Source organism: Pedobacter sp. MC2016-14, assembly GCF_020991475.1.
In the GTDB taxonomy this organism is placed as follows: domain Bacteria; phylum Bacteroidota; class Bacteroidia; order Sphingobacteriales; family Sphingobacteriaceae; genus Pedobacter.
This window is the reverse complement of the sequence record NZ_JAJMPA010000001.1, coordinates 2,702,682-2,715,983: the sequence shown is the minus strand read 5'-3', so window position 1 is coordinate 2,715,983 and position 13,302 is coordinate 2,702,682. Positions and strand designations below refer to the sequence as shown.

At 39.5% G+C, this 13,302-nt stretch carries 14 protein-coding genes; 3 read left to right on the top strand and 11 right to left on the bottom strand.

All coding sequences use genetic code 11. The features are described from left to right. Positions 1 to 6 precede the first annotated feature (6 nt). The gene (locus LPB86_RS11225) at positions 7 to 1,668 is read left to right on the top strand and encodes an FAD-dependent oxidoreductase (RefSeq protein WP_230643783.1); all 1,662 of its coding nucleotides are present in this window, start codon (positions 7 to 9) and stop codon (positions 1,666 to 1,668) included. Here the strand turns inward: LPB86_RS11225 and LPB86_RS11220 are convergent, their stop codons facing one another. Next, the gene (locus LPB86_RS11220) at positions 1,669 to 2,100 is read right to left on the bottom strand and encodes a DUF2147 domain-containing protein (RefSeq protein WP_230643780.1); all 432 of its coding nucleotides are present in this window, start codon (positions 2,098 to 2,100) and stop codon (positions 1,669 to 1,671) included. A 242-nt stretch (positions 2,101 to 2,342) separates the two neighbouring features. Here LPB86_RS11220 and LPB86_RS11215 point away from each other — a divergent pair, with 242 nt between their 5' ends. Next, on the top strand, positions 2,343 to 3,548 hold the full coding sequence (locus LPB86_RS11215; protein ID WP_230643773.1) for an inositol-3-phosphate synthase: 1,206 nt from the start codon (positions 2,343 to 2,345) through the stop codon (positions 3,546 to 3,548). A gap of 85 nt (positions 3,549 to 3,633) precedes the next feature. Here the strand turns inward: LPB86_RS11215 and LPB86_RS11210 are convergent, their stop codons facing one another. The 4 genes from LPB86_RS11210 to LPB86_RS11195 form a co-directional block, all read right to left on the bottom strand. Beyond that, on the bottom strand, positions 3,634 to 4,560 hold the full coding sequence (locus LPB86_RS11210) for a bestrophin family protein (RefSeq protein ID WP_230643770.1): 927 nt from the start codon (positions 4,558 to 4,560) through the stop codon (positions 3,634 to 3,636). Between the two features lie 33 nt (positions 4,561 to 4,593). After that, complete coding sequence (locus tag LPB86_RS11205; RefSeq protein WP_230643767.1) at positions 4,594 to 5,082, bottom strand: hypothetical protein; 489 nt, start codon at positions 5,080 to 5,082, stop codon at positions 4,594 to 4,596. Positions 5,083 to 5,180: 98 nt separating this feature from the next. Beyond that, positions 5,181 to 6,566, bottom strand: coding sequence for a HAMP domain-containing sensor histidine kinase (locus tag LPB86_RS11200; RefSeq protein ID WP_230643764.1), 1,386 nt, complete (start codon positions 6,564 to 6,566; stop codon positions 5,181 to 5,183). Then, positions 6,563 to 7,249: a response regulator transcription factor gene (locus LPB86_RS11195; protein ID WP_230643760.1), complete on the bottom strand. Its 687-nt coding sequence runs from the start codon at positions 7,247 to 7,249 to the stop codon at positions 6,563 to 6,565. The genes LPB86_RS11200 and LPB86_RS11195 overlap by 4 nt, the downstream gene beginning before the upstream one ends. 161 nt (positions 7,250 to 7,410) lie before the next feature. On the opposite strand from LPB86_RS11195, the gene LPB86_RS11190 reads away from it, so the two are divergent. Beyond that, positions 7,411 to 8,823: an FAD/NAD(P)-binding protein gene (locus LPB86_RS11190; RefSeq protein WP_230643757.1), complete on the top strand. Its 1,413-nt coding sequence runs from the start codon at positions 7,411 to 7,413 to the stop codon at positions 8,821 to 8,823. On the opposite strand, the gene LPB86_RS11185 is transcribed toward LPB86_RS11190, so the two are convergent. The 6 genes from LPB86_RS11185 to LPB86_RS11160 form a co-directional block, all read right to left on the bottom strand. Beyond that, entirely contained in the window at positions 8,812 to 9,201 is a 390-nt protein-coding gene (locus tag LPB86_RS11185; RefSeq protein WP_230643754.1) for a barstar family protein, read from the bottom strand. The genes LPB86_RS11190 and LPB86_RS11185 overlap by 12 nt on opposite strands. A 37-nt stretch (positions 9,202 to 9,238) precedes the next feature. Further along, positions 9,239 to 10,213, bottom strand: a complete 975-nt coding sequence (locus LPB86_RS11180; RefSeq protein ID WP_230643751.1) for a glycoside hydrolase family 43 protein — start codon at positions 10,211 to 10,213, stop codon at positions 9,239 to 9,241. 210 nt (positions 10,214 to 10,423) lie between these two features. After that, a complete protein-coding gene (locus tag LPB86_RS11175; RefSeq protein ID WP_230643748.1) occupies positions 10,424 to 10,723 on the bottom strand; it encodes a hypothetical protein in 300 nt (99 codons plus the stop codon). Between the two features lie 44 nt (positions 10,724 to 10,767). Continuing rightward, positions 10,768 to 11,769 carry an NADP-dependent oxidoreductase gene (locus LPB86_RS11170; RefSeq protein WP_230643745.1) on the bottom strand — a complete coding sequence of 334 codons (1,002 nt, stop codon included), beginning with the start codon at positions 11,767 to 11,769 and terminating at the stop codon, positions 10,768 to 10,770. Between the two features lie 10 nt (positions 11,770 to 11,779). Continuing rightward, positions 11,780 to 12,547, bottom strand: coding sequence for an SDR family oxidoreductase (locus LPB86_RS11165; protein ID WP_230643742.1), 768 nt, complete (start codon positions 12,545 to 12,547; stop codon positions 11,780 to 11,782). A 12-nt stretch (positions 12,548 to 12,559) separates the two neighbouring features. Next, complete coding sequence (locus LPB86_RS11160; RefSeq protein WP_230643739.1) at positions 12,560 to 13,288, bottom strand: SDR family oxidoreductase; 729 nt, start codon at positions 13,286 to 13,288, stop codon at positions 12,560 to 12,562. Positions 13,289 to 13,302: the final 14 nt, after the last annotated feature.

The window sequence follows — 13,302 nt, the reverse complement described above, 5'->3', positions numbered from 1 at the left end:
TAACTTATGGGATTACCTATTATTTTTTGTATTGACGATGACGCTCAGGTATTAAGGGCGATAAGCCGTGACCTTAAAACGCAATATAAAGACACTTATAAAATATTAAACACCAGCTCTGTAAAGGATGCGCTGGAGAGCCTGCTTGCGCTACAAAACAAAGGAGAAGAAATTGCCATTTTTATTTCTGATCAGCGTATGCCGGAGATGCAGGGTGTTGACTTTCTACAAAAGGCCATGACACTTTTTCCTGATGCCAAGAAGGTACTGCTTACAGCTTATTCTGACACAGAGGCTGCCATTAAAGCGATTAATGACGTGCAACTGGATTATTATTTAATGAAACCATGGGATCCACCTGAGGAGAAATTATACCCTGCAATTGATGAGCTTTTGAACGACTGGCAGGCGAATTATAAACCAGATTTTAAGGGCATCAAAGTGATAGGCTATCAGTTTTCACCAAATTCGCATAAGGTTAAAGACTTTTTAGCAGGCAACCTGGTACCCTATCAATGGATGGACATCGGATCAAGCGAACTGGCTAAGCAGCTCTGCACTACAAATAACCTGCAGGCAGTGGATTTTCCGGTGATATTTTTTGAAGATGGTGAATTGTTAAAAAACCCTTCATTGATTGATATCTCTTCTAAAATTGGGTTAAATGCTACCGTAAAGCAGCAGGTTTATGACGTGATCATCATAGGTGCCGGCCCGGCTGGCTTGTCTGCTGCTGTTTATGGTGCTTCTGAAGGACTAAGCACTTTATTGATAGAAAGAAAAGCGCCCGGCGGACAGGCGGGCACGAGTTCCAGAATTGAGAATTATTTGGGTTTCCCTTCCGGTTTAAGTGGTTCGGACCTGACCAGGAGGGCCATTACCCAGGCTACAAGATTTGGAACAGAATTCCTTTCGCCACAATCTGTAAAGGAAATTAAGCTTAAAGACCAGTATAAAACCATTGTACTGGAAGACGATACAGAAATAAATGCCAAAGCGGTGGTAATTACAACTGGTGTAGATTACAGAAAACTGGAAACGGAGGGTGTGGAAGATTTTACAGGAAAAGGTATTTACTATGGTGCAGCCAGTACGGAGGCTACTTCTTGTAAAAATAAGGAGGTTTACATTCTGGGTGGAGGAAATTCTGCGGGCCAGGCTGCGATGTACTTATCTAAATTTGCCGAGCACATTTATATTATTGTTCGGAAACCAGACCTTAGCTCATCCATGTCTCAATACTTGATAGATCAGATTGGGAATACAGCAAACATTGAGGTATTGGGCAATACAGAGATTACTAAGGCGACTGGGGACGGGCATTTGGAGCACATGGAAATTATGGATGCAACTACAAATACCTCACGTACGGTAAAGGCAGATGCACTTTTTATTTTTATTGGTGCCAGACCCTATACCGACTGGATTGGCCTGGAGATTATTAAGAACGACAAAGGTTTTATAGAAACCGGAAGGGAGATGAATAACTATCCTGAATTTAAGCAGGTTTGGAAAAATAGCAGGGATCCATTTTTACTGGAAACGAGTTCACCTGGAATTTTTGCTGCAGGTGATGTGCGTGCGGGAGCGATGAACAGGGTAACCTCCGCCGTAGGCGAAGGCTCCATGTCTATTAGCCTGGTACACCAGTACCTTAGTGAGGTTTAATTATTTAACTCTTTTCCAGATGTCTGTTCTACCCAGAAGTGCAACGCCAACATAACCCCGGATGTTTAAATCTCCGGCATCGTTAAACGTCATGTTGCAACTGTAGGTTTTACCTGATTTTGGATCATAAATTTTGCCATCTGTCCATTTTGAACCATCATAAACAAAATTATTAAGTATTTGCAGACCTAAAATTGGCCTGGTTTTTAATTTTTCTTCAGGATTTTTAAGGTCTGTTTTAACATTACCCTTATCGTCTTTCGGATTTTTTAACCAGACGATTTTACCAAAATACTGATCGCCTTTTTTGAAAATTTCAATGTTAGCTTCGCCACTGGAGTTGACCCATTTGCCTAAAACGGCATCTTTACTTTGTGAAAACCCCGAAAATGTAACTGCTGTAAGGAGCAGTAAGAAAGATATGTATTTCATAACGGATATATTTAGTTGGATTAAAGTTACAATTAAAATCATCTGATGTATAACTTTATAGTTATCGAAATGTAAAGTTTGCAGTTATCGGCAACATTCTTGCTTGTTTTTCTTTTGAGGATAACTGAAATTAGAATGAAAATCAATATTTTTGACGAATGTTGGGTTAAGGTCAGGAATCTAGAGGTCTTCACCCTTTATACAAAAGCTTATAAATAAAAAGAATAACAAGAATTCAAATAATGCAAAACCCAGAAAACAAAATCAAAGTTGCAATTTTAGGTGTAGGAAACTGCGCCAGCTCTCTTGTACAGGGAGTGGAATATTATACGAAGTTTACGGATAAAACATCAGGCTTAATGGCTGATAACATTGGTGGATACCATGCCGCGAACATTGAGTTTGTTTGTGGATTCGATGTTGATGAAAGAAAGATTGGCCTGCCATTAAAAGATGCTATTTTTGCTAAACCAAACTGTACCATCATTTTAAACAGCGACATCAGAACTGAAGCTCCTGTTTACAGGTCTCCTGTAATTGATGGTGTTTCACCACAAATGATTGCGTATCCTGAAGCTAACCGTTTTGTAGTTAAGGAAGAGTTAAAAACAACTGACTCTTTAATTGACGGAATCACTTACGATAAAGATTTAGTTTATACCATTCGCAAAGAAATCATTGACAGATTGGTTGAACATGAAGTTGAGGTATTAATCAATTACCTACCTGTAGGATCTCAACTGGCCACAGAATTTTACGCGGAGATCTGTATTGAACTAGGTATATCCCTTGTAAACTGTATTCCTGTATTCATTGCTTCTGATCCTGTTTGGGAGCAAAGGTTCATTGATGCTGGTATTCCAATTATTGGTGATGATATGCGTAGCCAGTTTGGTGCAAGTATCGTTTCTCAAATGTTGCAGGAACTTGCTTTTGAAAGAGGTCATCATGTGAAAGCCCACATTCAGCGTAATGTTGGCGGTAACACCGACTTCCTGAACATGGAAGATAAAAACCGTTTAAAATCTAAAAAGATTTCAAAAGAGAATGTAATCCGTGCTCAGAATGATATCCGCGGTATTTCTACCGAAGATAGTTTCCTTCATGCTGGTCCTTCTGAATATATTGCTTTCTATGGCGATAACAAAGTAGCGAATTTCCGTTTGGAACTTGAAGGTTTTATGGGTGCACCAGTAGTTTTTGACGCACAGCTTTCGGTACAGGATTCTCCGAACTCTGCGGGTGTAGTAATTGACGCCATCCGTTACGTATATGTAGCCAGAGAATTAGGTTTAGTTGGTGCTTTAAGAGGTCCTTCTGCATCTACTCAAAAAACTCCACCAGAGCAAATGATGTTTAGCGACGCTATTTATGAGTGTCATGCACTTGCGAAACGTGAACTGACCGCTTCGACAAGAAAACAATTGAAAAAAGAAGTAGCTGCTTAATTTTATAAAAGCTCAATAGAAAGCCCTTTAGGAATAAAATCCTGAAGGGCTTTTTTGTTGATAGTGGTTTTGGTTAGAAAGGTGTTTAAAGGACGTAGAAAACTTTTGAAGCTTTAGGACTGGCCCCATGTTTTTCTTCCTGTTTGTAATTCTCTTTAAGCATTTGTCGAATGTCGCGCTCTATGGTTTGTGAAATGGCACTGGTAGGCGTATCTGTAGGTTTGTTTTCAAAAGGATCTTGCAGATGAATGGCCATTTTCTCAATCAGGAAGAAGGAACATGAAATGGCAATCACCAATGGAATTTCAACTACACCAAAGAATTCAATTAATCCGAAAGGCAACAGTAAAATAAACAGCAATACGGAAAAGTGGATATAGGTACTGTATGTTGCAGGAAATATGGTGTTTTTGATCCGTTCGCAGCCCCCCATTTCATTAGAGAAACGTGTTAGGGTATTGTCCATTTCTACCTGCTGAAATTCATTGATCCAGCCTAATTTATAGGCATTCCTCAAATCAGACCCTTGTAATTCCAACAATGCCATAGGCACATTGTTATACCGCTGAATGGTTTCAAAATCTTCTTCGGAGAGTAAGCGTTGTAAACCCTGCAAAGGATCTTGTCCACGCAAATGCCTGCTTAGGCTGTGGCTCCAGGCAATTTGTCTTTTTGCCATGCGCTCACAAAATGCTCTTTCCTTTTCCAGCTCATAAGGGCTGTCTACAAAGGTGAGTAGCTGCCGGGTCAGTGTTCTTGAATCGTTCACAATACCTCCCCAAATGGTGCGTGCTTCCCACCAGCGGTCATAGGCCTGATTGGATTTAAAAGCCAGCAGCAGGGAAATTACGGTACCTAAAATTGTAGGTACGGCGATAGGGATTGATATTCGGGTAAAGTGATAAGTGTTGTATAAAACTGCTATCAATGCAGCATAGGCAGTAACCAGGAGCATCTCTTTCCAAATCTTTCCAAATACATAGGAAACTGGTATATTCTCTTTTAATAGCATAATTTGTGTTTTTTAGGTAAATGAATAGAAAAATCAGACTGCTGAAAGTTCATGATCATACATAGGATGAGCCTGAGTACTGAGCTCTTCTTCTACAGCCTGAGGCAGAACTGAAACAATAGGTAAACCAGATTTTTGCACCAGGATTTGAGGATCTATGCTAGACTTGTTGATTTTACCAACAAAGCAATCAGAAGCATCTAACACGGCGTCTATCTCATTGTTTTCCAGGTAATTCTTGAAGTAACTCAGTGTACTTCCATATAGAAAATCAATCTTAATGGCCTTGATCTGTTTGTACTCGGCTTTAAGTTGGTTGCAACGGCTATAAAACTCATCGCTAACCTGCTCAAATTCGCGATTGCGTCTGGATAGCATAAGCAACTCTCCAATAGAATCGGACAGTTTGAACATATGCACAAAATTAAAGCGCAGCTCCTGATCTTTATGTTGCTTGCAAAGTGAGGGAATACAATCAAGCGCAGCGGTATTAAAATCTGTTGGAATAAGGATGGTTTGCATAGGTAGTATTTTTAAGGTTTAACTTTAATTAACTGACTATACAAGAGTAGCACCTACTTATTAGAAGGAAATAAGATACTTATTAGAATTTAATTAGATTACAAACTAACTTCTGTAGTACCTAATTGCTGGATGGGCAAGAGGATCTGGATTTCTGTACCTACCTGCTCTTCTGAGCGGATGCCTATGGTACCTTTATGCAAACGAATGATATTTAAAGTAAGCGGAAGGCCAATTCCATATCCCTGAAAATCTGTGGTATTAGAAGCCCTGAAAAAAGGCTCAAAGATGTGCGACTGATCTTCTTCTGGAATTCCAATCCCCTGATCTGATACAGCAATTGTAATTCTGTTACCCGCTGATGACACGCGGATTACGACCGGACTGTTATTTGAGTATTTACAGGCATTGAGTACAATGTTGCTGATTGCAAGCTGGAGCAGGTTAAGGTTCCCTTCGGTATACATCATGGATTCGTTGTCTGGAAGGCCAGAAAAATCCAGGTTAATCTTGGACTCGGATTCAATTTTCTTAACCGCTTCTGCCACACTAACCACCAGCTCATCTATCCTGATACTTTCCCAGTTCTGCTTTTTCCCGTTAAAACCCGTTTGTGCAAGGCCAAGCAGGCTGCTTAAAATATGACCGAGTTTTTCTGCTTCTGCAAAAATGGTTTTAACCGCTTCCTGATGGTTTGGCTCCAGCTGAGTGCTATTGAGCAATATTTCGGCCTCACTGGTGATGATGGTGAGCGGGGTTCTTAACTCATGGGAAGCATTACTCACAAAATTGTTTTGGGTTTCAAATGAAGTTTCCAAACGGGTAAGCATGTTATTAAAGGTGAGCACAAGTTCTGCAATTTCATCTTTACCTTTTAATTCTGTAAGTCTTGAATTCAAATTGTTTGCCGTAATGGTTTTAACCCTGTTGATGATGGTTGTAACGGGCTGTATGATGTACCATGAAAAGATTTTACCGGCAATATAGGTGAGAACGATAGAGATAAAGAATATAATTAGCAGTACTTTTTTTAACTGCTCGAGTTCTTTAAATCCATAAGGGTCTTCTGCGGCAACAATAACGATATAACTGGCATTGTCTTTTTTGAAAAAGGCACCTACATAAAAATGGTTATTTTCATTATACCTTGCTTTACCTACTTTGATAATAGATTGATAAAACTGATCTGGCAAGGGCAATGGTTTAATGAAAGTATTGTCTTTTAAATGATTTACTGGAATGATGTAATCTTTTTCTTGTTCTAATTTTTCCAGGTACTTGCTCCTCACCTCCTGGTAAGCCGCAGATTTACTGTCTGGATTTATCTTAATTTCTGCGGCCAGGTTTACCCTTGCTTCCAATCGTTTAAAAAAATCTTCAAAACTGAACTCAGAAACGAAATAAAAAATAGAAGCGTTGAGCAACATAAGCCCAACGGTGGCTATGATGAAAAAGAATAAGGTGATTTTGGTTTGTATTTTCATTGACCAGGCTTTTCCTTAAACATATAGCCCATGCCAAAAACAGTATGGATTAATTTATTTGGGTAACCATTGTCTACTTTTTTCCGGAGGTAATTGACATAAACATCTACTACATTGGTACCCATGTTAAAATCGATATCCCATACATTTTCCAGAATTTGAATCCGGGAGAGCACCATGCCTTGATGCTGTGCAAAATATTCTAACAATCTGTATTCTGTGGCGGTAAGTTGGATGGGTTTGCCACTTCTATGTGCGGTACGGGATAACACGTCAATCTCCAGATCTGCAATGACAATTACATTTTTTGGCTTAACATCCTTCTGGCTTCGTCTGACATGGGTGCGGATGCGGGCCTCCAGTTCTGCAAATTTAAAGGGTTTAACCAGGTAATCATCTGCCCCGCTATCCAGTCCGGTGACAATATTCTCTGTACTGGAGAGTGCAGTAAGCATAATTACCGGAACCTCTGTATTTGTTTTCCGTAATTCGCGGCAAACTTGTACCCCACCCATACCGGGAAGCATCAAATCTAAAATGATCAAATCAAACTGGTGCTTAAGCGCCATTTCTAAACCCGTATGCCCATCTGTAGCTGCACTCACTTCTATACCTGATTCGGCCAAACCTCTAACAATTACGGACACCAATGCTGGTTCATCCTCTATCAACAGAATTTTCATTGCGGGTAAGATACAAAAAGCAAGCAATTTATGATACTTAGGGAATGTAAAATGAATGTGGAAAATAATTAATCAGGATTGTGACATTGAATATCGCCATATATACGGATATTAGCATTTTACCAGTACAATTTCATTACTATTATTTTTAAGCGGCAATCTTGATTAAACAGCATCCTAATCCATTAAACCTAGTTATTATTGGTGGCGGCTTTTGCGGCGCCTTAACTGCCATCCACTTACTGAAAGAGCAAGATGTTTCCATCAATATTCATCTGGTGCATAAAGGGAGTGCGATTGGAAAAGGTGTAGCTTATGATCCTTATCATTCTTCTCTTTTGTTAAATGTGCCCAATGGCAGGATGAGTGCTTTTGCCGAAATTCCAGAGCATTATACAGATTGGCTTAAGCGAAACGGAGATGACTGCAATGAAGAGCCTGCCGATCTTTCGGCCCAGTTTTCTACACGAAGGGAGTATGGAAATTACATCAACGCTTTATGGCTGGATGCCCTGCAACAAATCCCTTCCTCTAAATCGGTTAAGATTTATGATGCGTATGCAATGCAGGTTTGTGAAGCTGAGCACGGCTTTGAAGTTCATTTGTCTGGCACTTCTTCTTTGAGTGCTGATGTAGTGATACTGGCCACTGGCAATCAACTACCGGGCATTCCAAATGGAATTGATACGGCATTGCAGCAAAGTAAATATTACTTTGGCAATCCCTGGGACGAGGCCTGTATTACTGAATTTAAGGAAGATGAAGACCTTTTGATTATTGGCAATGGTTTAACAATGGCAGATACCGTGTTAACACTTGTTGATGCTGGCTTTAAGGCTACCATCCATACCGTTTCGCCCCGGGGTTATCAACTAAAACCATCTAAAGAGGATAAGGAACCTTATTTGTCTTTAGACATCCCTTCTTTATTGAAGGATAAAGATAATTTGCTAACACTTTTAAATGCATTTAACAAGCACCGTAAAATTGCGGATGGCTTAAGTCAGTCCATTTATCAGGGTATTGATGCCGTACGCCCGCATGCCCAGAAAATATGGAATTCCTTTGATGATCAGGAGAAGCAACAGTTTATAAAACGCATAAATTCGGTATGGAGCAGTTCAAGGCACCGGCTTCCGTTGCAAACCTATTTTACGCTTGAGAAATACCAGCACCATAAAAAACTGATTACCCATAAAGGTTTTATCGTAAATACAAAAGAAGAGGCCGGAGTGGTTACTGCTACCTTAAATTGTAATGGCAAAACAGAACAACTTAATGTACAACGCATCATTAACTGTACTGGGCCGAATACGGATATTAAAAAACAAAGCGGAACATTACTGTTTAACATGGAAAAAGCAGGCCTAATTTGCAGAGGCCCGCATCATATTGGCATAAAGACTTCTGCTGATGACCATTGCGTGATTAGTGCGGATGGAAATGTAAAGGAAAATTTATTTGTTATTGGCAGTAACTTGAAAGGCTCACTCTGGGAAAGCACTGCTGTACCTGAGCTAAGGCTACAGGCACAAAAGCTTGCCGAACGGATATTGAGTAGCTTAATTTCTTAGTAATTGAATATTTGGGTGTTCATTGAAAATCTCCATGATGATCTCGAAATAGGTTTGACCTTGTCCCTTTTGCAGCGCATCTAATTTTTCGTTTATCCATTTAACATTATAGGTATCTGGATGTTGAAGTTTTTCGGTGTAAAACGCTATTGTTTCCTGTAAGCCCAGCACCGTTTCAGCTTTTCTAATATTGTTCCAAACAATTTGTATGGGCTCATTGCCTTTTATTTCTCCGTAACCACCGTACAGCAAATCACTTAGTGCATCTAAACTTTGTCCCATTTGCCAATCTTCGTTTGGCATAAACACCCGGTTTATTTCTTCGTAAAATGAAGCAATGTCATTAATCTGGTCTCCTTCAATAATTAGCTGTTTCATCTGTAATGCGTGTTTTCGTCCTAAAATTTTCAAATTTTCATTTGACCTTCTTTTGGACAAAGCTACTACCTTCTGAAGTCATTACAATTCTTTTTATTGTACCATCTTTATTGTATTGTAGTCTGTCTATACAAATAGAGCGGCTAAAGCTTCCGCCATCTGTTTCTATTGCGCCGTTGTGGTAAATAAAATACCATTGGCCTTTAAAATCTACAATTGCCTGGTGATTGGTATTGCTATTGCCTGCAAGCTCATTTAATATCCCTTTGTAGGTGTAAGGCCCGTCAATTTTATTGGCCGTAGCATAGGCAATTTTTTCAGGAAAACCTGTAGCATAACTTAAATAGTATTTACCCGCATATTTATGGATCCAGGGTGCCTCGGTAAATTGAAATCCTTCAAAAGCCATTTGTTTTACAGGGCCATCAATCTCCATCATGTTTGCTTTCAACTTTGCATAGTAGCACTCCCTATTACCCCAGAATAACCAGGCCTGGCCATCGTTATCTATAAATACAGTGGGATCTATACAAGCCCAGGAATGCTTTGAAGCAAAACAATCTTTATTGGTAAGCAAAGGCTTACCTAGGGCATCTTTAAAGGGACCTTCCGGACGATCTGCCACAGCCACTCCTATTCCGGACCAATTGGTGCTTACATACCAATAGTATTTCCCGTTCCTTTCTATAACTTGGCCCGCAAAGGCATCTCCGCTTTTTGCCCACTCAAAATCAGTGATTTTTAAAGGCACTTTGTATTCAGTCCAGTTTTTTAAATCTGTTGTGGAATACACCAGCCAGTCTTTCATTTTATAATTCTTCTGTCCCCCTGCAAAATCGTGCCCTGCATACAACCAGAGGGTATCTCCTTTTACCAGCGCCGCTGGGTCTGCAGTGTACTGATGTGTAATGATGGGGTTGCCTTTTGAACTGAATTTGGTGGTAGGTTGTGCCAACAATTTATGACCTGCTGTAAGCAATAATATGAAGAGGAAGATTCTGCAAGTGTTCATTGGTTAAATCTAAATATGTAAAACGTGTGTTCAAAAATTTAGTTCAAATTGCACAATAACCACTTCAGATCAATTTGTGTTTACAACATAGGTTAAAATATGCTAATGATCTGCAAGTATTAGACGGATTTATGCCGAATATAATGCTGGTCTAGGTATGCGTCACACCTAGTATCAAAGGGTTGGTTAAGGCATTAAATTTTGGAAGAATCAATTGTCTACTTTATTATATTTATAGACTTGCATCCCACCGCTAGCTTTATAGATGCTATCTTGCTGTAAATCCTTTCGGTATTCGGTCAAAACAACAAAGTCGGTACTTAAAAAAATTGCATCTGGGTTGCCCGAAATCTTTGGATCTCTTGAGTAAAACAAGGCAGGGTTATCATTCTGCACTCTTGCTCTATACAAGTCTCTTTTCCATTTAAAAAAAGTAGTGTCATCGTCACTGTATTTTTTACAACCAAATACTAGAAATAATAGTGATACAATTAATAAGTTCCTGGCCATGTTTTTTTTATTTAATTACGATTAAGCAAAAATACTCAAATAAACTATTTTATTTTAATTACCACTTTACCTTTTGCACGTCCACTTTCTACATACTGCAAAGCATTATTGGTCTGCTCAAAACTAAATACCCTATCTACCACGGGTCTGATCACCTGTTGTTCAATCAGTTTCGAAATCTCTCTCAATTGCATTCCATCAGCCCTCATAAACAGAAATGAATAGTCTATGCCCAGTTTCTTTGCTTTTCTGCGTATACCTGAGCTGATCAGTGATAGAATAATCTTAACAAACCAAGGGGCGCTAATTGCTTTAGCAAAATCCGGTGTTGGTGGTCCCGAGATTGAAATCGCCTTTCCTCCAGGTTTTAAGATCCGCAGTGATTTTTCGAGTGTCTTTGTATCCTGACTGTTCAACACTACATCGTAATCTTTTAGGATAATTTCAAAATCTTCTCTTTTGTAATCGATCAGTACATCAGCTCCAAGATCTTTGAGCATTGCAAAGCTCTTTTCACTTGCTGTTGTAGCGACAGTTGCCCCCAGATGTTTCGCCAATTGTATGGCAATTGTTCCTACACCACCGGAGCCGGCCTGAATAAAAACTTTCTGCCCCTTTTTTAGATTTGCTTTTTCTACCAGGGCTTGCCAGGCAGTAAGGGCAACCAAGGGGATAGAGGCCGCTTCGTTCATGGAAAGGTTCTTCGGCTTTAAGGCTATATCTTTTTCATTCACCGCAATGAACTGCGCAAATGTACCGATGCTGAAATCTGATGGGCGTGAATAAACCTCATCACCTACTTTGAACTGTTTTACATTTTTTCCCACCTGTGTAATTACCCCCGCTGCATCATGCCCTAAAGTAAGTGGCAATTTATAGGGCAAGATCAATTTGAATTCACCAGACTTGATCTTGGAATCCAGAAGGTTGAGCCCGGAAGCATGGATTTCGACCATAACATCATTTTCCTTTAAGATTGAAAGAGGCATATCAACTAGCTTAAGGGCTACTTTTTTATCGTATTTCTTTATTGTGAATGCTTTCATTTTATGACTTTTATGATCTTAATGTTAGATTTATTTTCTTCGGATTAATCAGCCCAAAGGTAAACTTAGGAAAAAAACGGCTGAAGATGTAAATCAGCCTAGAATCACCTACCCGAATGGTATATTGATCTTTCTTGAGTCCCTGTATCAATCCCTTAATCAGTTGCTTGGTGCTTATCTTTTTATCATCCCTATCGGCCACCATATCGGTATCGACCAAAGGTGGCAAGAGTTCAAAAACCTTCACTCGGGTACCTGTAATTTTCAGGTGTTCCCTTAACGATTTTGTATAAAAAGCCAGAGCGACTTTTGATGCCGAATAAGTAGCTTCTACCAACGAAGGTACCATGCTCAAAATGGAAGTGGTATTGATGATCGCGCTTTCCTTTCTGGATTTTAACATTTCCATAAAAAGATTATTCAACCGGATAACGCCAAGATAATTAACTTCCATTTCATAAGTAGCTCCTTTTAAATGCGCATCATTTGCAATGCCTAAATTTTTGGGAGGAACACCAACACCTGCATTATTATACAGAATATCGATGCCACCGAGTTCCTTGACCTTTTCAAAAAGAGCGAAAGCATCTTTTTCATTACCCGCATCGCTCTGTAAACATACTAGGGTTGGATACGCTTTTTTTGCGGCATCTAGTTTTTGCTGATTTCTTCCCGTAATGATCACCTTTGAGCCAATTTGCAAAAACTGCCTTGCAGCTTCAAGCCCTATTCCTGATCCTCCGCCAGTGATCAGGATTGTTTTACCATTTAAATTCATAGCTGTTTGATATTAATGAGGAACCTGTTCTGTAATTGGAATAACCAGTTCATGGATTTTTTTAGTGTCACCTACCGGAATCTCAAATTGATTTTTTTCCAGCGCAATATACAATTCATCAGCTACTTCTGATGGTGGTATACCGTTTGCTCCACCAATTTCTGCTGAGAATTCAGTATTTACCAAAGGGGGATAAAGTTCATACACATTAAGGCTTTCATTTTCTGAAAAGGTATCTCTCAGCCCCTGTGTGTAGCTGTGCAGTGCGGCTTTACTTGCCGAGTAAGTAGGCAAGTATTTATTCGATCTAAATACCGCTATAGATGAAACATTTACGATGGCTGCCTCTTCTTGTTGTAAAAGCAAGGGTAAAGTAAGTGCCGTAAAATCGATAACACTTATGTAATTGGTATTGATTTCCTCGAAAGCTTTTTCTGCCGAATTGTTATTGCTATCACTTAGATCATTCATAAAAGCCGCACCGGCATTATTGATGATGATATTCAATTTTGGGTAATTCGTTTTCAGCTCTTTCGTAATGCGGATTCTATCTGCTGCTACTGATAAATCACCCTGAATGGCAACGGCATCATCCAATTCTTTTAAGGCACTTTGCAAGCGTTCTTCATTTCTACCATTGAGGATGATCTTGTTGCCCGCTGCTTGTAGTTTTTTAGCAATCGCCAGACCAATTCCAGCACTTCCTCCGCTAATGAACACTGTATTTCCAGTTGTTTTCATGATTCTCTTTTTAA

Coding starts and splice junctions, on each gene's coding strand:
- LPB86_RS11225 (WP_230643783.1), top strand. CDS start 7: ATGGGATTACCTATTATTTTTTGTATTGACGATGACGCTCAGGTATTA.
- LPB86_RS11220 (WP_230643780.1), bottom strand. CDS start 2,100: ATGAAATACATATCTTTCTTACTGCTCCTTACAGCAGTTACATTTTCG.
- LPB86_RS11215 (WP_230643773.1), top strand. CDS start 2,343: ATGCAAAACCCAGAAAACAAAATCAAAGTTGCAATTTTAGGTGTAGGA.
- LPB86_RS11210 (WP_230643770.1), bottom strand. CDS start 4,560: ATGCTATTAAAAGAGAATATACCAGTTTCCTATGTATTTGGAAAGATT.
- LPB86_RS11205 (WP_230643767.1), bottom strand. CDS start 5,082: ATGCAAACCATCCTTATTCCAACAGATTTTAATACCGCTGCGCTTGAT.
- LPB86_RS11200 (WP_230643764.1), bottom strand. CDS start 6,566: ATGAAAATACAAACCAAAATCACCTTATTCTTTTTCATCATAGCCACC.
- LPB86_RS11195 (WP_230643760.1), bottom strand. CDS start 7,249: ATGAAAATTCTGTTGATAGAGGATGAACCAGCATTGGTGTCCGTAATT.
- LPB86_RS11185 (WP_230643754.1), bottom strand. CDS start 9,201: ATGAAACAGCTAATTATTGAAGGAGACCAGATTAATGACATTGCTTCA.
- LPB86_RS11180 (WP_230643751.1), bottom strand. CDS start 10,213: ATGAACACTTGCAGAATCTTCCTCTTCATATTATTGCTTACAGCAGGT.
- LPB86_RS11175 (WP_230643748.1), bottom strand. CDS start 10,723: ATGGCCAGGAACTTATTAATTGTATCACTATTATTTCTAGTATTTGGT.
- LPB86_RS11170 (WP_230643745.1), bottom strand. CDS start 11,769: ATGAAAGCATTCACAATAAAGAAATACGATAAAAAAGTAGCCCTTAAG.
- LPB86_RS11165 (WP_230643742.1), bottom strand. CDS start 12,547: ATGAATTTAAATGGTAAAACAATCCTGATCACTGGCGGAGGATCAGGA.
- LPB86_RS11160 (WP_230643739.1), bottom strand. CDS start 13,288: ATGAAAACAACTGGAAATACAGTGTTCATTAGCGGAGGAAGTGCTGGA.